Source organism: Cohnella rhizosphaerae (genome assembly GCF_029525575.1).
In the GTDB taxonomy this organism is placed as follows: domain Bacteria; phylum Bacillota; class Bacilli; order Paenibacillales; family Paenibacillaceae; genus Cohnella; species Cohnella rhizosphaerae.
In genome coordinates, this window is the sequence record NZ_JAPDIA010000009.1 from 313,544 (window position 1) to 335,602 (window position 22,059).

13 protein-coding genes and 2 pseudogenes are annotated in these 22,059 nt (G+C 59.9%); 11 read left to right on the plus strand and 4 right to left on the minus strand.

Translation table 11 applies throughout. The features are described 5' to 3' along the window. Positions 1–5 precede the first annotated feature (5 nt). A complete protein-coding gene (locus OMP40_RS35740; RefSeq protein WP_277538656.1) occupies positions 6–2,621 on the plus strand; it encodes an S-layer homology domain-containing protein in 2,616 nt (871 codons plus the stop codon). 78 nt (positions 2,622–2,699) lie between these two features. Here the strand turns inward: OMP40_RS35740 and OMP40_RS35745 are convergent. Then, positions 2,700–3,314 (minus strand): annotated as a pseudogene (locus tag OMP40_RS35745) (LysR substrate-binding domain-containing protein). A 151-nt stretch (positions 3,315–3,465) separates the two neighbouring features. Between OMP40_RS35745 and OMP40_RS35750 the strand changes: the two are divergent. Then, entirely contained in the window at positions 3,466–4,200 is a 735-nt protein-coding gene (locus OMP40_RS35750) for an MFS transporter (protein ID WP_277538660.1), read from the plus strand. Positions 4,201–4,287: 87 nt separating this feature from the next. Continuing rightward, complete coding sequence (locus tag OMP40_RS35755) at positions 4,288–4,869, plus strand: MFS transporter (RefSeq protein WP_277538662.1); 582 nt, start codon at positions 4,288–4,290, stop codon at positions 4,867–4,869. 230 nt (positions 4,870–5,099) lie between these two features. Here OMP40_RS35755 and OMP40_RS35760 read toward each other — a convergent pair whose 3' ends face one another. Continuing rightward, on the minus strand, positions 5,100–6,167 hold the full coding sequence (locus tag OMP40_RS35760; protein WP_277538664.1) for a response regulator transcription factor: 1,068 nt from the start codon (positions 6,165–6,167) through the stop codon (positions 5,100–5,102). Further along, positions 6,139–8,115, minus strand: a complete 1,977-nt coding sequence (locus tag OMP40_RS35765; RefSeq protein WP_277538666.1) for a sensor histidine kinase — start codon at positions 8,113–8,115, stop codon at positions 6,139–6,141. The genes OMP40_RS35760 and OMP40_RS35765 overlap by 29 nt, the downstream gene beginning before the upstream one ends. 255 nt (positions 8,116–8,370) lie before the next feature. On the opposite strand from OMP40_RS35765, the gene OMP40_RS35770 reads away from it, so the two are divergent. From OMP40_RS35770 to OMP40_RS35785, 4 genes are all read left to right on the plus strand, one after another. Then, a complete protein-coding gene (locus OMP40_RS35770) occupies positions 8,371–10,623 on the plus strand; it encodes an Ig-like domain-containing protein (protein WP_277538668.1) in 2,253 nt (750 codons plus the stop codon). Between the two features lie 62 nt (positions 10,624–10,685). Further along, complete coding sequence (locus OMP40_RS35775) at positions 10,686–12,101, plus strand: ABC transporter substrate-binding protein (protein ID WP_277538670.1); 1,416 nt, start codon at positions 10,686–10,688, stop codon at positions 12,099–12,101. Positions 12,102–12,127: 26 nt separating this feature from the next. Next, positions 12,128–13,084 (plus strand): carbohydrate ABC transporter permease, encoded by a 957-nt coding sequence (locus OMP40_RS35780; RefSeq protein WP_277538672.1) that lies wholly within the window; start codon positions 12,128–12,130, stop codon positions 13,082–13,084. Between the two features lie 27 nt (positions 13,085–13,111). Then, positions 13,112–13,936, plus strand: a complete 825-nt coding sequence (locus OMP40_RS35785) for a carbohydrate ABC transporter permease (protein WP_277538674.1) — start codon at positions 13,112–13,114, stop codon at positions 13,934–13,936. 134 nt (positions 13,937–14,070) lie between these two features. On the opposite strand, the pseudogene arfA reads toward OMP40_RS35785, so the two are convergent. Continuing rightward, a pseudogene (arfA, locus tag OMP40_RS35790) lies at positions 14,071–15,583 on the minus strand (arabinosylfuranosidase ArfA). A 143-nt stretch (positions 15,584–15,726) separates the two neighbouring features. Between arfA and OMP40_RS35795 the strand changes: the two are divergent. The 4 genes from OMP40_RS35795 (at position 15,727) to OMP40_RS35810 (ending at position 21,864) form a co-directional block, all read left to right on the plus strand. Continuing rightward, on the plus strand, positions 15,727–16,629 hold the full coding sequence (locus OMP40_RS35795) for an ArsR/SmtB family transcription factor (protein ID WP_277538676.1): 903 nt from the start codon (positions 15,727–15,729) through the stop codon (positions 16,627–16,629). Between the two features lie 509 nt (positions 16,630–17,138). Beyond that, on the plus strand, positions 17,139–18,524 hold the full coding sequence (locus tag OMP40_RS35800; protein WP_277538678.1) for an ABC transporter substrate-binding protein: 1,386 nt from the start codon (positions 17,139–17,141) through the stop codon (positions 18,522–18,524). 137 nt (positions 18,525–18,661) lie between these two features. Then, positions 18,662–20,311, plus strand: coding sequence for an ABC transporter permease (locus OMP40_RS35805; protein WP_277538680.1), 1,650 nt, complete (start codon positions 18,662–18,664; stop codon positions 20,309–20,311). A gap of 218 nt (positions 20,312–20,529) precedes the next feature. After that, on the plus strand, positions 20,530–21,864 hold the full coding sequence (locus OMP40_RS35810) for an ABC transporter substrate-binding protein (protein ID WP_277538682.1): 1,335 nt from the start codon (positions 20,530–20,532) through the stop codon (positions 21,862–21,864). Positions 21,865–22,059 lie beyond the last annotated feature (195 nt).

Below are 22,059 nucleotides of genomic sequence, written 5' to 3' on the forward strand. Positions count from 1 at the left end.
GATCGATGAATATCGAACGCGTGACAAACAAGCGATCCGTCTATCGCCGACTGACCGCGCTGGCAATGGCGCTATGCTTGATATTCGGCCTGCTGCCTGCGGCGCAGGCGGAGCCGGTGCAGCGCTTCAAAGCCGAGATTGCCGATGCAGCAGGCATCGGCGGCCAGTCGGTCGCCATTTCGGTCTATCTGGAACCCGGACGCCTTGCGGATTACGACGATGCCTTTTGGGCGTATTCGCTGAATCTGACCTACGATACGAATGTGCTGACGCTGTCGGCTCCCGTAGCCGATGAAGCGGCTGCGCAACATTTCGAAGCGGATACGTCTACGGCCGGCACGGTCGGCATCGAAGCGAATACGTTCGGCGATCTAGGCTTCGTCTTCGAGAGGCAGAAGGTCGCTACATTGTACTTTACGGTTAACAAGGACGCGGCGCCGGGCGGCACTGCCGTCTCGCTGACGTCCGCATCCTACACGATTGAAGCCGATCCGGTCGATATCGAGTCCCTGACGTCGGGCACGGTTGGCGTAATGAACGACGCGCCGACGGCGGAGAACGTCGCGATCTCCGGCATGCCGGCGGTCGGCCGGACGCTGACGGGCGGCTACGTATACGCGGACCGGGAGGGCAACGCAGAAGGCGCCACTGGCTATCAATGGTACATGGCAACCGATGCCGCAGGTACGGATAAGACGGCAATCGAAGGCGCAACGTCGAATACGCTGGAGACGACTGCTGCTTTGGCAGGCAAGTACGTATTCTTCGAGGTGACGCCGATCGCGACGGGCGGAGCGACTGCAGGCGCTGCGGCGCTTAGTGCGGCGGCAGGACCGGTAGAGGCTAAAAGGGAGACGGCCGCGGTCACGATCGGTCAAGCTTCGGGCCAGCCGGGCGCGACCGTCGAGGTGCCGGTGACGCTGACGGACGCCTCGGCGGATGTCGGTTCGTACGGCATGAAGCTCGCGTTCGACCCGGCCGCGCTTGAGGTGACGGGCATTGCCGGACCCGGCGGCGAGTTGTTCGACAGCGGCTATGACAATGAAGCGGGCTGGCTGAGAACGGCCTGGGCCGATCTTGCGGGCGGCGACGGAGCGCTCAAGGTTGGAGACAAGCTGTTTACGGTGACGTTTAAAATCAAGACGGACGCAGCGTATGGCAACTACGCCTTGAAGGTCGCCGACGAGGCGGATCTGCGGCAGTTCACGGTCACGGACGTCGAAGCTTACGAGACGGCGAAGACGCTGACCGCGGGCAACGTAGTGGTTTACGCGCCGTCGACGGGGCAGCCGGACAAGGAGATCATCTACGTCGACGTGAAGGATGCGGGCGCTGCGAACGGCGGCGCGGTCGCCAAGGCGCAGATCGAGCGGACGAAAAAAGCGGATGGCACGAAGAGCGACAAGGTCGTGCTGACGGCGGATCAGGCGAAGCAGACGGTGGCGAGCATCGTGGCCGCAGGATCGAAGATGGCGAACATCGTCATTCCGGATACGAAGGACGAAGTGTCCGAGGTGAATGTGATCGTGCCGAAGGAAGCGGGCCAACTGATCCGTGATGCGAAGATCGGCCTCGGCATCGTGACGGACAACGTGAAGGTACAGATCCCGGCAGCGTCGCTGCAGGACTTCACGGAAGAGCTCTACTTCCGGTTCGTGCCGATCAAGAGCGAGGCGGGCAAGCAAGAGGTGAAGGCGCGCGCCGAGCAGGATGCGGCCGTGAAGGCGGCGGCAGGCGAGCTCGGCGTCACGGTCGTCGGGCGGCCGATGACGATCGAGACGAATCTGCAAAACCGCGAAGTGACGCTGATCATGCCGCTTAAGGGCACCTCGTTGAGCCAGGCGGAGCTTGCGAATCTGGGCATCTACGTCGAGCACGGCGACGGGACGAAGGAGCTTCTGCACGGCAAGCTCGTCACCGACGAAAGCGGCGCACAGGGCATTGAATTCAAGGTGAGCAAGTTCAGCACGTTCACGCTCGTGAAGACGGCGGGCGATGTGCACGAGGCTTATGTGCAAGGCTATGCGGACGGCACGTTCCGTCCGGAGCGGACGATCACGCGGGCGGAGATCGCGGCGATTCTGTCGCGGACGGTGACGCTGCCGGCTGCGACGGCCGATATCGATTACAGCGATATGGCGAGCGGCTACTGGGCAAAAAGCGCGATCTCGTCGGCGACGAAGATGGGGCTCATGAAGGGCTACGCGAACGGCACGTTCGGCGCGGAGAAGCCGATTACGCGCGCCGAGCTCGCCAGCTTGGCAGCGAAGCTGATGGCAGGCGCCGCGACGGGCGATGCAGCTGCGGCTGCCGGAGCAGGCTTTGCGGACACCGCCGGCACGTGGGCGGAAGCGGCGATCAAGCAGGTGCAAAGCGCCGGCATCATCAAGGGCTATGCGGACGGCAGCTTCCGTCCGAACAAGCCCGTGACGCGCGCCGAGGCGGTCGCGATCGTGAACAAGCTGCTCGGTCGCGATAGTTCATCCGCGTCTGCGGCAGACACGACATGGCGAGATGTTCCCGGCACGCACTGGGCGTACGCCGACATCCTCGAAGCGTCGGTAACGCACCGGTACACGACGGATGCCGATGGCCGAGAGCAATGGGGCACAAACAATTAATGCAAGCTGCGGAAATCCTCTTCCCGAGGGTTTCCTTTTTTTTTATGCCCCGTTGATCATTCAGCCCCTGAACGAACGCTAGGACTGCGTTTCAAAATAGGCGAGCACGACCTCCCGAAAATCCAGCGCCGCCTGCGACAGGTAGCGGCTCCTGTGCCACAACAAAGCGATCTCCCGCGTCAATCCGGCATCCTCCAACCGGAGATAGCGGACATTGGCGTGCGGGTATCTGGCCGTGCCCGGCATAAAGGCCACGCCGATATCTGCCTCTACGAGAGCGCTCAGCCTTGCGGGTTCATTTCCCTCGTACAGGTACCGGGGCGCGAAGCCGGCGGCATCGCAGACGACGTCCAGCAAATCGCGCGTGCCGTAGCCCTTTTTTTACGCCGACAAACCATTCGTCTCTAAGCTCCCCCCCAGCGACACGCTGCCGCGATCCGCCAACCGATGCCCCTTGGGAACCGCCAGCACGAAGGGATCGAGGAACACGACCTGACAGTGAATGTCCTCTTCCTCGACAGGCGGCGAAGTGATGCAGAAGTCGACCTCCCCGCGACGCAGCAGCGCGATCATCTCCGTCAGGTTTGCCATTTGCGCATGAAACTGGACCGAGGGACGCTTTTCCCGAAACGCCTTTAAGATGCCGGGCAGCGTGCTCGCGGTCGTCATTGCCAGCTTAAGCGTACCTTCCATCCGATCCGACAGCTCGCCGAGCTCCTGCTTCCCTTGCTCCAGCTCGATTCATTCCTTCTAGTCAATATTAGTATAGCTTAAAATGCGTTGGAGTAAATGAATGGCATGAAGTAAGATGGCTGTAGCGAGGTTGTTGGAGGGGGAAGCATAAATGGATGTCCGCAGCAGAAAGCTGTTGATCGCAGTCGGGTTGGGCGTGTTGTTAAATCCGTTAAATTCTTCGATGATCGCCGTCGCGATCGCGCGTTTGCAGCAGGTTTACGAGCTCGACTATACGGAAGTATCCTGGATCATCTTTTCTTTTTATTTGGCGAGCGCGATCGCCCAGCCCGTCATGGGCAAGGTCAGCGATCTGTTCGGCCGCAGAAAAATCTTTCTCGCAGGGCTCGTCGTATCCTTCTTCTCCTCGATGCTGGCCCCGTTGTCGCCGGGCTTCGGATGGCTGATCGCGTCGCGCGTCGCGCAGTCGATCGGAACGAGCATGCTGGTCGCGGTCGGCATGGCGATCGTCAGAATTCACGTGACGGAAAAACAGGCATCGGCGCTGTCCGTGCTGTCGGTATTTTTGTCCGGAGCGGCGGCGATCGGCCCTTTTGCGGGGGGGCGTCTTGCTGGAGCGATGGGACTGGCACGCGATCTTTATCGTCAATGTGCCGTTCGTGGCGGCGAGCTTCCTGCTGGCACGCCACGCGATTCCGGAGGACGCTCCGGCGGCCGCAGGCAAGCTGTCTCTTCGAAAATGGGCGGAGAAGATCGATGCGATCGGGATCCTGCTTTTTGCGGCGGGATTGCTAGGTTTGCTCATCGGCTTGCTGTCTATCAAGACGGCCGGGCACGTCCCGATGCAGAGCATCGTCGCCGGGGGGGATCGGCCTGGTGTCGCTGATTTTATTCGCAAGTCGCGAGCTGACGACGGCGTCGCCGTTTGTCCCGCTGCGGACCTTTGCCCAATATCCGGCGATGACTTGGGTCAATGTGCAGTTCGTGCTCGTCAATCTGCTCTTTTATGCGCTCTTTTTTCGGCGTTCCTTCCTATCTGCAAACGGTTCGTCAGGTCAGCGAGTTTCACACGGGGCTTCTGATGCTGACGCTCGGCCTTTGCTCGGTCGCCGCTTCTCCGTTCGCGGGCAAATGGATCGACAAGTCGGGACCGAGACCCGCGTTAATTGCGGCCGCCCTGCTCATGTTGCTGGGGTCTTTATGGCTTGTGGCGTTGGGTAAGTTTTCTCCTGTGATCGGCGTAAGCCTGGCGTTGGCAGCCTTCGGAATCGGCAACGGGCTGAACGCCGTCGGCATGCAAGCGGCCTTGTTCAGAAGCTCGCCCAAAGAAATTGCCGGCGTAGCCTCGGGACTCTTCAATACATCCAGATACCTCGGAACGATTCTATCTTCGCTGCTCACCGGCATGATTATGGGCGGGACGTTTAGCTTTGCCGGCTTCCGGCTGCTCGGCGTCTTCCTCGCGGGTCTTGCGCTGGTGCTGGTCCTGATGAACTTGCGTCGAGACGCGTCCGCGCCCGCGGCTAATGCTCCGCAGCAGACCGGGCGGGCCTAAATGCAGGCGGCGAAGAAGCAGCCTCTTTCTGTTTTTCTTGCTGAACAGGAGGTTGGCGGCCAAAGAAACGCTGACGGGAATTACTTTCGGGTCACGAGGGTGTTGGCGGGTCAAAGAAACGCTGACGGGCGTTACTTTCAGGGCACACCAAAAAGCCGCGTGATAAGCGGCTTTTTGGTGTGCCGACTAACGTGGTGCAGGCAAAATTGGCAGCGCACGTGTGCCCCAATTTAATCTGGCAGTCCGCCGCCCGCATGCGGCAGCTTGCGGTACTCCGACGGCGTCATGCCGAAATGCTTTTTGAACGTCTTGCTGAAGTGCGCGTAATCCGAGAATCCGACGCGAAAGGCGATCTCGGACGTCGGCTCGGACGTCTCGCGGATCAGCCGCTGCGCCGTGCTTAGCCGCACGCCGATCAGATGCTGGACGAAGGGAACGCCGATCTCCTCCTTGAAGCTTCGGCTCAAATAGGATACCGACATGCCGAGCGAGGCAGCGACTTCGGGCAGCGATAGATCTTCGCGGGCATAATGCGTCTCGATATAGCGAACGGCCTTGTTGATCGTCTGACGGGAGCCGAAGTTGCGGGAGCCCTTGACATCGGCAAGCCTTTGCAGGCAGGCTTCCTTCAGCCATTGCTGACAGTCCGCCTCCCGGACTGGTTGGTCTTCATCGGCCTGCTCCGGCTCCGATCCCTCGTACCCTCTGGCGCGGAGCTCCTGATCCACCGACCGCATGACGTGGCCGGCCCAATGGCCCGCGCGCGTATCGGCATCGGCGGTCTCGCGGTGCGACGCCAGAATCTCGCTCAGCTTCGCCGAAGCGCCCTCGGCGTCGGTCGCCCAGATTCGCTCCGCGAGCTCCTTAATCTGCTCCTGCTGCTGCAGGAACAGATCGTTATGTCTCGCGTGACGCGCTTCGCTGTCCGCCAGCTCCTGCAGCAGCTTGCCGAGCGTCTGCACGAACTGATCGGGATCGATCGGCTTGAGCAGAAAATCGGACACCCCGTGCCGCAGTGCCTCACGGGCATAGTCGAAGCGCTCGTAGCCTGTCAATATGATAAACCGGATGTGCGGCGAAGCTTCCCGGGCGGCCTTGATAAAAGCCAATCCGTCCATCTCGGGCATGCGAATATCCGTCACGACGATATCGGGCGCGGCCTCTTCCAGCAGCAAGAGCGCTTCGGCTCCGTCCTCCGCTTCTCCCGCGATGCGGACGTCAAAGCCCGAGGTCTCGACGAGCTTCCTTAGACTGCGGTGAATGGCAGGTTCATCCTCTACGATCATCATCCGATACATCGGTCTTCTCCACCTCCCGAAGGGTTAGGCCAGTCTCATAAGGCAGCCGGACGACAAATGCAGTGCCTTCCCCGGGCGACGAGGAGCGGATGCTCACGCCGAACGGCGCTCCGTAATACAAGCGCAGGCGTTGATGCACGTTCAGCAGGCCGATGCCGGCGGAAGAACGTTCGCCGTCGCGGGCATCTTCTTCAAGCGCATCCTCTTCGCGGAATCCAGCCTCCGCGTGAACCCGCTTTCGCAAGTCGCCGCCGGCCGCAGTCTCATAGATGGCTCCGGAATCGCCGGCATCCGCGTCCGCCGTCTCCAACAGCCGTCTCAGCGACGCCAGCCGGTCAGGCGTCATACCGACGCCCCGATCGGCGACGGTCACGCAGTAGGCGTCGTCCTCCGCCGTCCCCTCGATGCCGATATACAGCGGCTTCTTGTTCTTGTAGCCGTGCATGAACACATTCTCGACGATCGGTTGAAGCGTCAGCCGCAGCGCCTGTACCCTGGCGGCGTCCGCTTCGCCGATCGCGACGTCCACCTGCAGCTTGGGGAACCTGGCCTGCTGAATGCTCAAGTAAGAGCGAATATGGGCCAGTTCCTCCTGCAGCGGCACATGCTGCCTGGAATTTCCTAGATTGTAGCGGAACAAGTGGGCCAGCGCCGTCGTCATCCGGCTGATCTCCCGGTTGTCGCTGACGATCGCTTCGGAGTTGATGATCTCGAGCGAATTGTACAGGAAATGCGGATTAATGCGCGCCTGCATCGCCTGCAGCGCGGACTCCTTGTGCTTGATCGCGAGCTCCCGCTCCTTCAGCCTGGCGGAGTGGACCTCGAGCACGAGCCGGTTCAGTTCGCCCACCATCCGGTAGAAGCTGCGGAAGACGGAGCCGATCTCGTCGTGTTTGAGTCGCCTGCCGGGCTTGGGGACGGTAAAGTCGCCGGCCTCGACCTTGGCCATTAGCCGTCGGAGCTTGGTGAGCGGCCGGGTGAACGAGAATGAAAAGCCGGCGACGGCGGCTATGGCGACCAAGAGGAGGATAGCGGCGGCGACGAGCGACAGATTGCGCATCCGGATCATATTGCCGATCAGGTCGTGCAGGGAGATATCGGCGACGATAATCCAATCCGTCGAGCCGGAGAAGGCATAGAGCACGATCTTTTCCTCCCCGGACTGCCGCAGGCGAAAGGAGGTATTGCGGCGTTCGCCCTGGATGCGGTCCATAAATTCCTGCGGCAGGCTCGTATCCGTCAATGCGGGATCGGAATCGTAAATGACAGAGCCGTTAGAGTCGGCGATCCAGACGTTGAAGCTGCCCAGCGACACATTGCGGCTGATATGCTCGATCTGCCGCAGATTCAGGTCGACGATCAGCAGCCCTTCGTATCGGTACGTCGTATTGCTGTACAGCTTGCGCACGACGGTAAAGACCGGAGTCGTGCCCACCTTGCCGGTGCCGAGCACCTGGAAGTCGTCCATCTCGCCGATCCGCGTCATATAGCCGGCGTTGCGAATGCGGATCTCCTTCATGTCGAGCAGCTGGTCCGCTTCGCTGAAGTCGTGCATTTGCCGACCCGAGCTCGTGATCAGGGAGATGCCGACAATGTCGGATCTGCCGTAGACCATCTGGGCGAACAGATCGTCCTCCACCTTTTCCGACAGCTGGAAATAAGCGTAGGGCGTGAGCGACGGGGAAGCGAGCAAGGTCTGGATCAGGGCATTGTTGAGAAAAGGGTAGGTCGAGTTGGCCAGATTCGTCACGTACAGGTCGAGATAATCGTTCGTCTGCTCAATGATGCGTTGGTTGGCTTCGATCGCCGATTGCTCGATTGTTTCCGTCGAGGAGCGATACCAGGACCACCCGATGACGAGCACCGGAAAACAGATGAAACAGACGATCAGCATGAGCAGTCTCTGATGGATCGTCAACGTGACACGGTGCTTAACCTGCTCCTCCACCGCCGCGGCTCATTCCCCTCCGGCATGCCTGTTATCGAATGAATGTCTCACATTATAGCAAAAAAACACAAGTTGTATATGAAAATACATGTAAGATAAGCAAACATTTTTTTATACTCTGAACAAGAAAAAGAAGAAGGCGCTTTATAATAGCGCTTTACTCTGACATTTATAACGGGGAGGATCAGAGGAGGATCGATAGCGTTTATTCACGTCATTTTAACTAACATATTGATAGGCAGAGGAGGACGGTCCATGCATCGCAGCGTTCAACGATTAGGATTGTGCCTGATGACGATGGTATTGCCCGCAGGCGCGCTCTTGCCGATGCCCAAGGCGGAAGCGGCTGCCGTACTGACGATTGACTCGCTCCAGGAGGGAGCCGTAGTGACGTCGGACATCAAGCGGATCGAAGGAACCTACGCAGGTGCCTACAACGTTCAACTGGTGGTCAACGGCGAGCGGATCTTCGATACGCACATGGTCGACCCGGACGGCGACGAGTCGGGCACCTGGTATTACGATCTCGACACGTCGGCCTATCACGGAGAGGTGGAGCTGGCGGTACGCGCGGCGGACGTCGCCACACGGTACAATGCATGGTCGGATTTCCTGCGGTTCAGAGCCGTCCATCCGCAGGCAAGCGCACCTGAGATCGAGGTTGTTGCTCCGGCGGACGGCGCCGCGGTGAGCGGGACGGTGCAGATTCGTACCGAACCGGATGCGGTCAAACCGGTGCAGCGCGTACAGGTGCGGATCGACGGCGGACAATGGCTGGAGGCGGCGAAAAGCGGCAAACAGTACGTCTACGCCTGGAACGCTTCCGGTCAAGGTGACCGCACGCACAGCATCGAGGCCCGCGTGATCGACCGCAACGGCAACATCGGCCGCAGCCTCACGACCTACGTGGACACCGGCGCGGGCTCGCATGAGACGACTGTGCCGGCCGATCAGGACCGGTCGATGTGGATCTGGGAGAACGCCTCTTACAACCTGATACTGAATCCCGGCTCGCGCACGGTGCTGGACGCCATGGCGTCCGACACGACGACGTTCGGACAGGATGCGGTGACGACGTTATACTTGGGCGTAGGCGTTTATGACGGCATCGATATGCTGGAGGACGAGCGCGACCGCGTTCGCAGCTTTGTCTCCTGGGCGCATGATCGCGGGTACCGAGTACAGGCGCTGATCGCAGGCGGCACGAATCCGCCGTACTTCGGGACGTACGCGCGTTACCGGGAACAGGCCGTTCGCGAGTTCGAAAAGGTGCTGAACTACAATCTGGCTTCGGCTGACGGCGAGCGGTTCGACGGCATCAACCTGGATACCGAGCCTTACAGCCTGCCGGATTTTCATACAAGCTATCCCGACGTGCAGATTCAGTATCTCGACATGCTGGAGGCGCTCATGCAGCGCAAGCAAGCGTCGGGTCTTGGGCTCGCCGTAGGGGCGGCCATCCCGAGGTGGTACGATTCGTCGGCCTCGGCCGCAAGCATCGATTGGCACGGCGCGGTCAAGTGGATGTCCCAGCACATCCAAGATACGGCGGATTATATCTCCATCATGGATTATCGGGATCAGGCGGAAGGCAGCGTCGGCATCATCCAGCAAGCCCAGGGCGAGCTCGATTATGCGCTGTCGATCGGCAAGCCGAAGTCGGTCGTCGTAGGCGTGGAAACGAAGGACATCGCCGACGGCGGCGATCCGGAGACGATCAGCTTCAACGAGGAAGGACGCGCCTATATGGAGGCCGAGCTCGATGAAGTCTACGCGGCGATCGGCAGCCACCCGGCATTCGGCGGCATCGCGCTGCATCACTACGACTCGCTTCTGCTGCTGCCGTCGGCATGGGGACCGGGCGCCGTCTACTGGCAGCCGCCCGCCGATACGCAGGCGCCGACCGCGATCGGCGGTACGCCGACGGCGACGGCCTTCGATTACCAGCGGATCGACCTCGCGTACGGCAGAGCTTATGACGACGGTGAACTGAAGGAATACCGCATCTACCGCGGCGACAGTCCCGACTTTTTACCGTCGCCCGAGCGGCTCGCCGGCACCTCCAGAGGGCTTGGCTTCAAGGATACGGGCCTGCTGCCGGATACGGTCTATTATTACAAAGTCGCCGCCGTCGATCTGGCGGGCCACGAAGGACCTGCATCTGCGGTTGTCTCGGCCCGCACGGCCGTCACCGAGCTTAAGCCGATGATCGTCAGCGACATCGACGTCGTCTATGCCGCCTCGAAGGCGACGGTCACGCTCCGGGTGTCCGATCTCGCGACGGGCGCGGGCATCCCGGCTTCGGTGCACGGCAGATTCACGGCGATGGCCGGACGGTTCGTAGACGGGACGGCGGGCGCGAGCGGCACGTACGTCGCTTCGTCCGAGACGATATCGGCCGCCTCCGGCGAGATCGGCTTCGCGCCGACGCGTATCCTGGCCGCCGGCTACTACTGGGCTTCGGCCTACGACACCAAGGAAGCGCCTGCGACGGTCTGGCCGTCCTGACATATTAGGTTTCGCAAATATATCAACTCGCACGCACCTTACCTATAGGAGATGATTGAACGATGGCGATTACCTGGAAAAAAACGATGCTGGCGGCGTCCTTGACGCTGACGCTGGCCGCAACCGGCTGCGGAAGCAACAATGCGAACAACGGAGCAAGCAGCGAAGGAGCGAGCGGGAGCGCATCCGCACCGGCTTCCTCGTCCGACACCGGCGCATCCGCTTCGGCGTCCGCCGCCTCCGGCGAGAAGGTCGACATCTTGCTCGGCTACTACTCCGACGAGAAATCCGACTCGAAGATGAAGGAGCTCATCGGCCAGTTCACCGCGGCGCATCCGAATATCAACGTCAAGACCCAGAGCGCGCCGTACGGCCAGTTCTATCAGAAGCTGGACACGCAGATCGCGGCCGGCACCGCCCCGGACGTCTGGCTCTCCGACGGCGTCTACGTCATGAAGTACGCCGAGCGGGGCGCGGCCAAGGATCTTACCGACTGGATCGCCAAGGACCTGAAGGCCGACGATTATTACGGGCTCGAATACAACAAGGACGCGAACGGCAGATACTGGGGCGTACCGCAGGGCATCCAGGTCGGCGTGCTTTTTTACAACAAGGACATGTTCGACAAAGCCGGCGTCGCGTATCCGACGGACGACTGGACGTGGGAGGATCTGAAGACCAATGCCGCCAAGCTGACGATCGACGCCAAGGGCATGACGGAAGGCGAGAGCGGCTTCGACAAAAACAACGTGAATCAGTTCGGGCTCACCTTTTTCAGCATCACGGAAGGCTGGTTCTCGGTGCTTAAATCCTACGGCGGCGGCGTGCTGGACGAGACCGGCAAGAAATCGGCGATCGACTCCGCGCAGAACAAGCAGGCGTTCGAATGGATCGTCGACGGCATGAACCGCGGCATCGTTACCGACCCCGTCGACCTGAAGAGCTTCCAGAGCAATACGGCCGTCTTCCCGAGCGGATCGGCGGCGATGCGGATCGGCCTGTACGCCCGCGTGCTGGCGGCGAACGAAGCCGGACTGAACTACGACGTGACCGTGCTGCCCAAGGGCCCGGACGGCAAGCGCGTCGCGCCGGTCATCGCGAACTCCTGGGTCGTCAACGCCAAGTCGAGCGACGCCAAGGCGCAGGCCGCTTGGGAATGGATCAAATACTGGGCGACGCAGGACGACGTGCAGAAGCAGTGGGCGGAGCTCGGCGAGGCCGTCCCGGTCAAGAAGTCCGTCGCGAACTCCGATGTCTTCCTGAAGGCGGGCGCGCAGCCGGCGAACCGCCAAGCCTTCCTCGACAGCCTCGGTTTCGCCCAGACGCTGGACGTGAACGCCGTATGGGAAGAGTGGGTCGGCAAGTTCAACGACAACGCCCAAAAGGCCTTCCTCGGCGACACGTCGATCGACGATGCGCTGAAGAGCGCCAATACCGACGTGCAGAAGGTGCTCGACGACTTCTATCTCAACAAGTAAAGCTAGCTTAGAGAGGCGGAATTCCGATGGACCAGACGATCAAGCAGGCCGGACGACCGGATTCCCGGGCGTTCCCGGCCGCCAGGCGGAAGCGGTTCTCTTCGGAGGGCAGGTGGGGACTGATCATGGTCTCCCCTTACCTGATACACTTTTTCGTATTCGTCGCGGGGCCGCTGGCGGCCTCGCTCTACTTCAGCTTTTCGGACTACGACATGCTGAACCCGCCCAAGTGGGCCGGGCTGGACAACTTCGCGCGGATGGCGGACGATCCGCTCTTCTGGCGGTCGCTGTGGAACACGTTATACTTCGCCGTGCTGTTCGTGCCGCTGCAGACGCTGCTGGCGCTCGTGCTGGCCGTCGTGCTCAACCAGAAGCTCAAGGGACTCAAGTGGTTCCGGATGGCGCACTTCATTCCGGTCATCTCCTCCTGGACGGTCATTCTATACGTTGCGGACGCGATCTTCAATCCGCGGTTCGGCATGGCCAACGCGCTGCTGACCCGGCTCGGACTGGACCCGCAGCGGTGGCTGCAGGACGAGGCGCTGGCGATCCCGCTGCTCGTGATCATCGCCGTATGGAAGGGCATCGGCTACATCATGGTCATCTATCTGGCGGGACTGCAAAGCGTGCCGGGCGATCTGTACGAGGCCGGCGAGATCGACGGGGCTGGCGCGCTTCGCAAGTTCAAGTCCATCACGCTGCCGATGATCTCGCCGACGACCTTCCTCGTCGTCATCATGAGCACGATCTCGACTTTCCAGGCGTTCGAGCAGATCTACGTGCTGACGGGCAGGGGCGATATGGGCTCGGCCGGCGGGCCGAACAACGCCGCGATGGTGCTCATGCTGGACCTGTACCGCGAAGGGTTCACCTATATGCGGATGGGCTACGCGTCCGCGATCGCCTGGGTGCTGTTCATGATTCTGTTCGCCCTGACCATGCTGCAGCTGTGGGGGCAAAAAAAGTGGGTCCATTACGATTAGGACCCGCGGCGGGAAGGAGATCGGCATATGAAGCATAAGAGATGGTCCAGAGCGGCCGCTTACCTCGCCATCGCGATCAGCTCGCTGATCATGATCGTGCCTTTTGTCACGACGCTGATGAATTCGCTCAAAACCTACAAGGAATATACCTCCGTGCCGCCCAGATGGATTCCGGAGACGCTCCAGTGGTCCAACTACGCGAAGGTGCTGGAGCTCGGCAACTTCGGCCAATATACGCTGAACAGCCTGTACGTCGCGGCGCTGTCCGTGGCGGGTGCGGTATTCTCCTGCTCGCTGGTAGGCTATGCGTTCGCAAGGCTTCGCTTCCCGATGAAGAGCGCGCTGTTCGTCATGGTGCTCGGCACGATGATGATCCCGCCCGTCGTCATCATCATTCCGCACTTCATTATTTTCAACAATATGCGCCTGCTGGACACGCTGACCCCGTTGTGGGTCATCGAGTGGCTGGCCCAGCCGTTCGGCATCTTCCTGATGCGGCAGGCGTTCATGAACATACCCAAGGAGTACGAGGAGTCGGCCAAGATGGAAGGGTGCAATCCCTTCCAGATCTATCTGCGCATCTTCGTCCCGATGGCCAATCCGACGATCGCCACCCTCGTCATCTTCACCTTCATGGGCAAATGGAACGAGATTCTCGCGCCAGTCATCTATCTGACGACCAACGAGAAGTTCACGCTGCCGATCGGCATTCTGTCCCTCGGCGGGCAATGGGTCGGCAACGAGCAGCTCATGGTCGCGGCGGCGCTGATCAGCCTGATTCCGATCCTGGCGCTGTTCCTGTTCGCGGAGAAGTACTTCGTGCAGAACCATGCCAGCTCCGGCATCAAGTGAGGAGTGCGGGCGGTAGGTCGCAGGCGTGCCGAACGCTGTTGTGCGGTAACATCGCATATGTCCGCATCATCGACCGGAAACAGTCGGGGATCAATTTCCCAACGCCGTTTCCGGTCTTTTTTGGTTTTTTTCGATCAGCCCTTCGTCGTCGCGATCCGAATAACGTTCCAAGAAGCGCGGCCGAGCACGGCTTGCACACGTCCTTGATCGATCTTGGACTCGCCGCCCTTCCGGGGAACGACCCGGTTTGGATTTGACTTGGTGTTGGTGGCCTTCAAATCGTCGCTTTCCAGCACGATGTGCTCCAGCAGACGCGTTTCGCCGAAGCTGCGTACGTCGACGTCGAGCGCCATCGATTCTTCCAGGTGACGGTTCACTGCAAAAATCGTCAGGACGCCTTGTTCTTCGTCGAACACGCTGACCGATTCCAGGTAAGGAACGTCGGTGAAATCCTTGGCGTCGTACTTTGGAGAATAGACGATCGATTGCAGAACCGTGCCTCTGCCGTAGTTCGAAGCGTGGAGAAACGGATAGTAGGTCGTCTGCAGCCAGAGCGAACCGCCCGTCTCCGTCATGATCGGCGCGATCGTGTTGATCAGTTGGGCGAGACAGCCCATTTTCACCCGGTCGGCATGCTTCAGCATCGTGATCAGATAGCATCCGACGGCCAGCGCGTCTTCGAAGGTGTACGCGTCCTCGAACTCGGGCGGCGCGATCTGCCAGCGTTCGCTCGCGCGGCTTGAGCCGATCGAGTGCCAGACGTTCCATTCGTCGAGCGACAGCATGATTTTTTTGTTGCTGCGCTTTTTCGCCTGAACGTAATCGGCGATCGAAGCTACGCCCCCGATGAACTGGTCGAGATCTAGCGAGCTGGCCAGGAAATTGGCCGTATCGCCCGCGTTATTGTTGTAATAAGCGTGCAGCGAAAGATAGTCGACCTGATCGTAAGCGAGGTCGAGGACGGTCGCTTCCCATTCGGCGAACGTCGGCATGCCTCTGGAGGAGCTGCCGCAGGCGACGAGCTCGATCGTCGGATCGACCCAGCGCATCACTTTTCCCGTCTCGTTGGCAATACGTCCGTACTCGACCGCGGTTTTCGCGCCGATCTGCCAGGGACCGTCCATCTCGTTGCCCAGACACCACGTCTTGAAGCGATGGGGCTCGCGATAGCCATGGGCGATGCGCATGTCGCTGTAGTAGGAGTCGGAAGGGTGGTTGCAGTATTCGACGAGATTTCTCGCGGCGTCGGGGCCGCGCGTGCCGAGGTTGACGGCCATCATCACTTCACTGCCGGCCAGCTTGGCCCAATCCGCGAATTCGTTCGTGCCGACGGCGTTCGTCTCGGTCGTCCACCAGGCCAGCTCCAGCTTCTGCTTGCGCTCGGACTTGGGGCCGACGCCGTCCTCCCAGTTGTAGCCGGACACGAAGTTGCCGCCAGGATAGCGAATGATCGGGACCTGAAGCGCGCGGATCGCCTCTAGCGTGTCCCGGCGGAAGCCGTTCTCGTCCGCAGTCGGATGACCGGGCTCGTAAATCCCTCCGTATACGGCGCGTCCCAAATGTTCGATAAAGGAACCGTACATCCGGGGGATCCACGGCGGAGATGGCGAAATGTTTGTCGATCAGCATATGAGAGCGGATTGTCATAAGTGGACCACCTTAGGATTAAGTTTAAACTTAATTCATTTAAATGTTGAAATCTGATAATATTCGTAACATAATCGAATTTAGCAGACAATCATTTATTGCAGGATTTAATTAAAACAAAATCCTTAACGGATGGTGAGCAAGTGATACTCTCTACCGATTCCAACGCGCTTCGCATCTACGAGGCGCTGGCCAGCGAGGTCCGGTTAAAAATCATCGATAAATTGTACGAACGAGAACGGCACGTAAAAGAGCTGGCGGAGGAGCTGTTCCTGAGCAACGCGGTCGTCAGCGGACATATCCGCAAGCTCGAAGAGGCCGGCATCGTCGGCAGCAGGATGAAGCGGATCGACGGCGGGACGTACAAGCTTTGTTACGTGAAAACGGAATTCATGCAGATCAAGCTGTCTCCCGACGCGCCCGCTTCGCTCGGCTGCCACGAGCTGTCCCTGCCGATCGGCCAGTACACCGACTACGAGGCTTGGCCAACCTGCGGCATTGCGACGCTGGAAAAGATTATAGGCCAGTTCGACAATCCGGTCTGCTTCATGGACCCGGAGCGGGTGAACGCCGGCATTCTGTGGATGGCCAAGGGATGGGTCGAATACAAGCTGCCCAACTATCTGTACAAAGACCAGCGGCTGCACGAGATCGAGATCTCGCTCGAGATTGGGTCGGAGGCGCCTCGCGTGAACGAGAATTGGCCGTCGGACATCCGCTTCGATCTGGGCGGCAAGACGGTAGGGGTGTGGACAAGCCCGGGCGACTTCGGGGACCGGCGGGGACGACTGACGCCGGAGTGGTGGCATTCGGACGTCAATCAGTACGGCTTGTTGAAGGTGCTTCGCATCAAGGAGAAGGGCACCTACGTCGACGGCCAGAAAATCTCCGACGTCGGCCTGCGCGATATCGAGACGGACGCGATGAACTGGACGCTGCGCATCGCCGCCGAGGATACCGGGCGCGGCCGGGGCGGTCTCACGCTCTACGGCAAGGGCTTCGGCAACTACGATCAGGACATCGTCGTGCGGAGCTATTACGAGTAGGGATCGCGGAAACAAACTTCGACAGGACCGAGGGAAGTTTCCCGGTCCTTTTTTTGTCGTGTTGCAAAGTCTGTGCGGGGGATTTGCGGCGCTTGGCGGCGGACTGGAAGATAGAATTGGACACCTGTACGATGAGGGCAGTCGCAGCGGACCCTGATTCCGCTATTTATACGCGTTATGCGAATATGGAGGTGCTAGCGGACCGTGGTTCCGCTATTTCCTCCAGACGAGGCCCGAAACGCCGCTTTTACACGAAATAGCGTCCTCTGTGTCCGGTAACTTTCTCAAACGCCGTTGTTGGCGCAAATAGAGGATCCTGGGTCCGTGCGCTACCTCGGGGCGTCTGCGGTATCGCAAGTGAATGCATTTCCGACCGCCAAATCCCCGATTCGCTCTTAAAAATAAGGAATCAAACTAAAAAATGACGCGCTTATGGCGGCGGCCGGCGGCCCTTACAATGAAAAATGTAAGCGGCTAACAAGCTGCTAGATCATGAGGGGGAGTCAAACATGAAGTCATTGAAATCCCAAGTCGCCGGCGTCGCCGTAGCGTCGCTGTTCACCGTCGCGCTCGCCGCGTGCGGCAGCAATAACAATAATACGGCATCGCCGTCCGCCGCGAGCTCGTCCGCAGCCAGCCCGTCGGCGTCCGCATCCGCATCGGCCAGTCCGTCCGCAAGTACGCCGAGCGCCGATCCGGTCACGCTCACGATGCTCGTCTCCGGCTCCAAGGCCGCCGACGGCGCCGACTTCGAGCTCGACACGCTGCCGAAGCTCGTCAAGGAGAAGTTCCCGAACGTCACGCTCGAAGTCCAGAAGCTGCCCGACGAGCAGTATTACACGTCGGTCAAGACGAAGCTGGCGGCAGGCGAAGGCCCTGACATTTTCCTCGTCTTCCCGAACATGGCGAACATGGGCGCGATCGAAGTAGCGAAGGCCGGCTACGCGGCCGACCTGTCCGGCCTCAGCTTCTGGAACAACGTGAGCAAGGCCGCCATGAACGATATGAGCTACGAAGGCAAGCCGTACGCGGTCGCCAAGGGGATGGACATCCTCGGCACTTATTACAACAAAGATCTGTTCGCCAAAGCCGGCATCACGGAGGTGCCGAAGGATTGGGACAGCTTCCTGGCCGCTTCCGAGAAGCTCAAGGCATCGGGCGTCACGCCGATCGTCATGGGCGACAAGGACCCGTGGGTCGTGCAGTTCGGCATGTACCAGCTCGCCGCCAACACGGTCTACCCGTCCGATCCGGACTTCGACAAGAAGCTGCAGACCGGCGAGACGCAGCTGACCGACGCCAAATGGGTCGAGACGGTCAACCAGTACAAGACGCTGTATGACAAAGGCTACGTGTCCAAAAACTCGCTCGGCATGGCCAGCGCACAGGCGATGCAGCAGTTCGTCGACGGCAAGGCGGCCATGATCTTCACGGGCACTTGGGATCTGCCCGGCGTCACCGCCAAAGGCGCGGCCGACTTCGAGCGCGGCTTCTTCTCCCTCCCGGGCAACAAGGCGGGCGAGCCGGTGTACGCATCCGCGGCAACGGCGGCGGGCTACGCGCTGAACGCCAAGTCCAAGCACCTCGACGTCGGCAAGCAAATTTTCGACTACCTGTACGACGGCCAATCGCCGCTCTTCCAGGCGTGGGTGGAGTCGAATCCGTCCATCAGCGTATTTAACGGCGTGACGCTCAAGAACGATATCTTCAAGGACGTCCTGACCGAGATTCAAAGCACGGGTCACGCCTTCTACTTCTCGAATCAAATGTGGCCGGCGGGCGTCAGCGACGTCATGCAGTCCAAGTTCGGCGAGATCATCGGCGGCAAGAAGACGACGGCCGAAGACGTCACCAAGGCGATGCAGGACAAGTACAAAGAACTTTATAAAGGCTGATCGCCAGCGAGATCAAGGGGGAGCGAGGTTCCCCCCTTGATGCAATTCACGCCGAAAGGAAAGAAGCATCATGAACAGTGCCGTGATGAAAAAAACGATGTATTGGTTCGTGCTCCCGGCCCTCCTTTTTTTACTGCTTGTTCTGGGTTTTTCCCATCCTCAAGCTGTTCCAGTACAGCATCACCGACTACAACGGCTATGTCCAAAAGTTCAACTACGTCGGCCTCTCCAACTTTAAAACGCTGTTTCACGAGGAGATCCTCGGCTTGTCCGTCCGCAATACGCTTATTTATACGTTCGTCACCGTCATCCTGGGCAACATCGTCGCGCTAGCGATCGCGTTTCTGCTGAATGCGAATATTCGAGCCAAAGGTCTGTATCGTTCGGCATTTTACATTCCGACGCTGTTCAGCGCGATCGTCGTCGGCTTCATCTGGAGCTACGTGTACATGCCGGACGAAGGACTGATTGCCTCTTTTCTCCATAAGATCGGTTTGAACGGCGTCGATACGAACTTTCTCGGCAGCTACGACAAGGCGCTTTACTCCATTATCGCGGTCGATATTTGGAAAAATATCGGTACGAGCACGATCATCTTCCTGGCGGGGCTGCAGACGGTACCGATGGACCTGATCGAAGCGGGGAAAATCGACGGCGCCGGACGTTGGAAGCTCGTGCGCTTCATCAAGATTCCGCTGCTCGCGACGTCCGTCACGATTAACGTCACCCTTAGCGTCATCAACGGGCTGAAGGCGTTCGACTATCCGTTCGTCATGACCAACGGGGGGCCCGGGCACGTCGACCAACACGCTTATCTACGCCATGTACAAAATGGCGTTCACCGACCAGTTGTTCGGCAAAGCTTCGGCGCTCGGCATCATCTCGTTCGCGCTCATCATCGTCATCACCGCCGCCTTCGTCTTTACGCTGAACAGAAGGGAGATCTCCGCATGACCTCCGCCACGCTGGCCAAACGTTCGTTCACGCATATCGCGCTGCTCGCGCTCGTCTTTGTCAACCTGGTGCCGCTCATCATCGTGCTGTCCAGCTCGCTGCGGTCGCCGAAGAACATGACCGACCCGCTAAACTGGTTCAACGAATTCACGTTCGCGAGCTTCCGTTCGGCCTTCACGCGCATGCACTTCCCGACCGCGCTGTGGAACAGCGTCGTGCTGACCGGCGTCTCGGTCGTTTTTGTCGTCCTGCTGGCCGCGATGGCCGCCTATCCGATGGCGCGCATCCGCAGCCGGACGAGCAAGTTTCTGTACATCTTCTTCCTGTCCGGCCTCGTCGTGCCAGGCCAGATGGTGCTCATTCCGATCATTCAGATGATCAAGTCGTTCGGCATCCCGATGAACCAGTACACGCCGATCCTCATGTTCATCACGTGCAGTCTGCCGTTTTCCACGTTCCTTTACACAGGCTTCATTCGCAGCGGCGTGCCCGAGGAGCTGGAAGAGGCGGCGCACATCGACGGGGCGGGGATGTTCCGCAGATACTGGCAGATCGTGTTCCCGCTGCTGCTGCCCGTGACCGTCTCGGTCGTCATCACGCAGGGCGTCTGGATCTGGAACGACTATTTCTTCAACATGGTGTTTATTACGAAAACGCTGGCGGCGCCGCTTCCGGTCGCCATGCTCGGCTTCCTCGGCGACCAGCAGAATCCGGCGCAGTGGAACGTGCTGTTCGCGGCCTGCATCCTGTGCGCGCTGCCGCTTTTGCTCGCGTTTCTCGCGCTGCAGAAGTACTTCGTCGGCGGCATGACTGTCGGCGCGGTGAAGGGCTGAGCGCAACGGGCCGGTTCTTAATCATCCCGCGGGTCCGCTATGCTTTCGGCCGAATTTGAGCTATCATGAGAAGACTCCGGACGGAGTCTTTTTTTGTGCGATTCAATCGTAAAAACCAGCGCTTGTTTTAAACAGGGAAATAACGGCTAACAGCTATTTCAATAAGCGGCGTGCTTTTTACTGTGTGTTACTTTTTTAACGGAATGAAGGATGAATCGATGAAAATCAATTGGAGCCGACCGACGCCCCGCCCGGCGCGCGTTACGCTGCTCGTCGCCTGCGCGGCGGCGCTTGCGGGGTGCGCCAGATCAGGCGCGAACCCGGTCGTGCCGGCGCCTTCCGCCGAGACTGTCCCCGTGCTTTATATGACCGCCGGCAATCCGGGTTCAGGCAGCACAGGCGTCATCCGAGAGCTCGCGACGGAGTACGCCGGGACGCATCCGCACTTCAAGTTCAGGATCGAGAGCGTGCAAAACAACGATTTGTCGCAGAAAATGCAGCTGCTCGCGGCGAGCAACGATCTCCCGGCCATGTTCAGCTATCAGTCTGGGGAGCCGCTCCTGGACCTGATCCGCAGCGGTGCCGTGCTCGAGCTGCAGGGAACGTTCGAGCGTCTCGGCATCGCGGACCGGCTCAATCCGGTCGCCGTCGATCTACTTAAGCGCATGACGGACGGCATGGGGCTTTACGCGCTGCCGCTCGAGCTCAATATCGAGGGCTTCTGGTACAATAAGACCCTGTTCGCCCGTTATCGTCTGGACGAGCCTCGTACCTGGGACGATATGGAGCGGGCAGCCGACGTGTTCAAGCGTGCGGGCATTCAGCCGTTCGCCGTCGCCGGCAAGGACAAATGGCCGATTACCCGCCTGATCAACGCTTATGCCATCCGCAAGCTGGGTGCGGATGCGATGGAACGGGTGTACCGCGGCGAGCTGAGGCTGACCGACCCGGGATTCGTCGAAGCTGCCGGTGCGGTGCAGCGTATGGCGCAGGCAGGATATTTCGGGCAGGATCCGAACACGATCGACATCGGCTCGGCGATGCGAGCGTTCACGCAAGGCCAAGCCGCGATGATCTACACGGGCAGTTGGGCGATCCGCGACCTGAACAAGACCGTGGCAGGGCGAATCGCTCCCGAAGCGATCGGCTTTTTCAGCATTCCGCTTGCGCCGGAAGGCTCGGGCTCGCTCGACGAATATCCGGTGAATGCGGGACTCACCACGTCGTTTTCAAGCGAGGCGTACAATGAGGAGCTGGGCGATTTTATCAAATACGCGTTCCAACGGTACGGCCAGCGCTCGATGGACGAACTGGGCCTGATCACGGGCTTCAAGGCAGATACGACGGGCACGGGCGTGCCGCCGCTCACCAGGATGGTACAGCGCGAGCTCGATGGCGCGTCGCGAACCGCGCTCTGGTTCGAGGCGCGCTTCGATACGCACGCCCAGATGACGGCATGGAACGGCGCACAACTGCTGATTCAAGGTAGCGGTTATACGCCGACAGACTATATGAACGAACTTCAGGCGGCACTGAACGGCCGCTCCGGCTGACCCAGGCTTAAGCCTGGAGCGATTGTCAATTCCCATTCCGTTTCCCCTCGGGAGGCGGTTTTTTTTTGTCTTAAAAATGAGGACTAAAACTAAAATATGGCGCACTTATGACCTGGCGAGCAACCGCTTACAATTAAACTTGTCATCGGCGATCCTGCACCGGCACGGAGGAGTGATGAAGAACGCAAGGCCATC

Excerpts from the sequence above, each read along its gene's own strand:
- OMP40_RS35740 (WP_277538656.1), top strand. The coding sequence starts at position 6 with ATGAATATCGAACGCGTGACAAACAAGCGATCCGTCTATCGCCGACTG.
- OMP40_RS35750 (WP_277538660.1), top strand. The coding sequence starts at position 3,466 with ATGGATGTCCGCAGCAGAAAGCTGTTGATCGCAGTCGGGTTGGGCGTG.
- OMP40_RS35755 (WP_277538662.1), top strand. The coding sequence starts at position 4,288 with ATGTGCAGTTCGTGCTCGTCAATCTGCTCTTTTATGCGCTCTTTTTTC.
- OMP40_RS35760 (WP_277538664.1), bottom strand. The coding sequence starts at position 6,167 with ATGTATCGGATGATGATCGTAGAGGATGAACCTGCCATTCACCGCAGT.
- OMP40_RS35770 (WP_277538668.1), top strand. The coding sequence starts at position 8,371 with ATGCATCGCAGCGTTCAACGATTAGGATTGTGCCTGATGACGATGGTA.
- OMP40_RS35775 (WP_277538670.1), top strand. The coding sequence starts at position 10,686 with ATGGCGATTACCTGGAAAAAAACGATGCTGGCGGCGTCCTTGACGCTG.
- OMP40_RS35780 (WP_277538672.1), top strand. The coding sequence starts at position 12,128 with ATGGACCAGACGATCAAGCAGGCCGGACGACCGGATTCCCGGGCGTTC.
- OMP40_RS35785 (WP_277538674.1), top strand. The coding sequence starts at position 13,112 with ATGAAGCATAAGAGATGGTCCAGAGCGGCCGCTTACCTCGCCATCGCG.
- OMP40_RS35800 (WP_277538678.1), top strand. The coding sequence starts at position 17,139 with ATGAAGTCATTGAAATCCCAAGTCGCCGGCGTCGCCGTAGCGTCGCTG.
- OMP40_RS35810 (WP_277538682.1), top strand. The coding sequence starts at position 20,530 with ATGAAAATCAATTGGAGCCGACCGACGCCCCGCCCGGCGCGCGTTACG.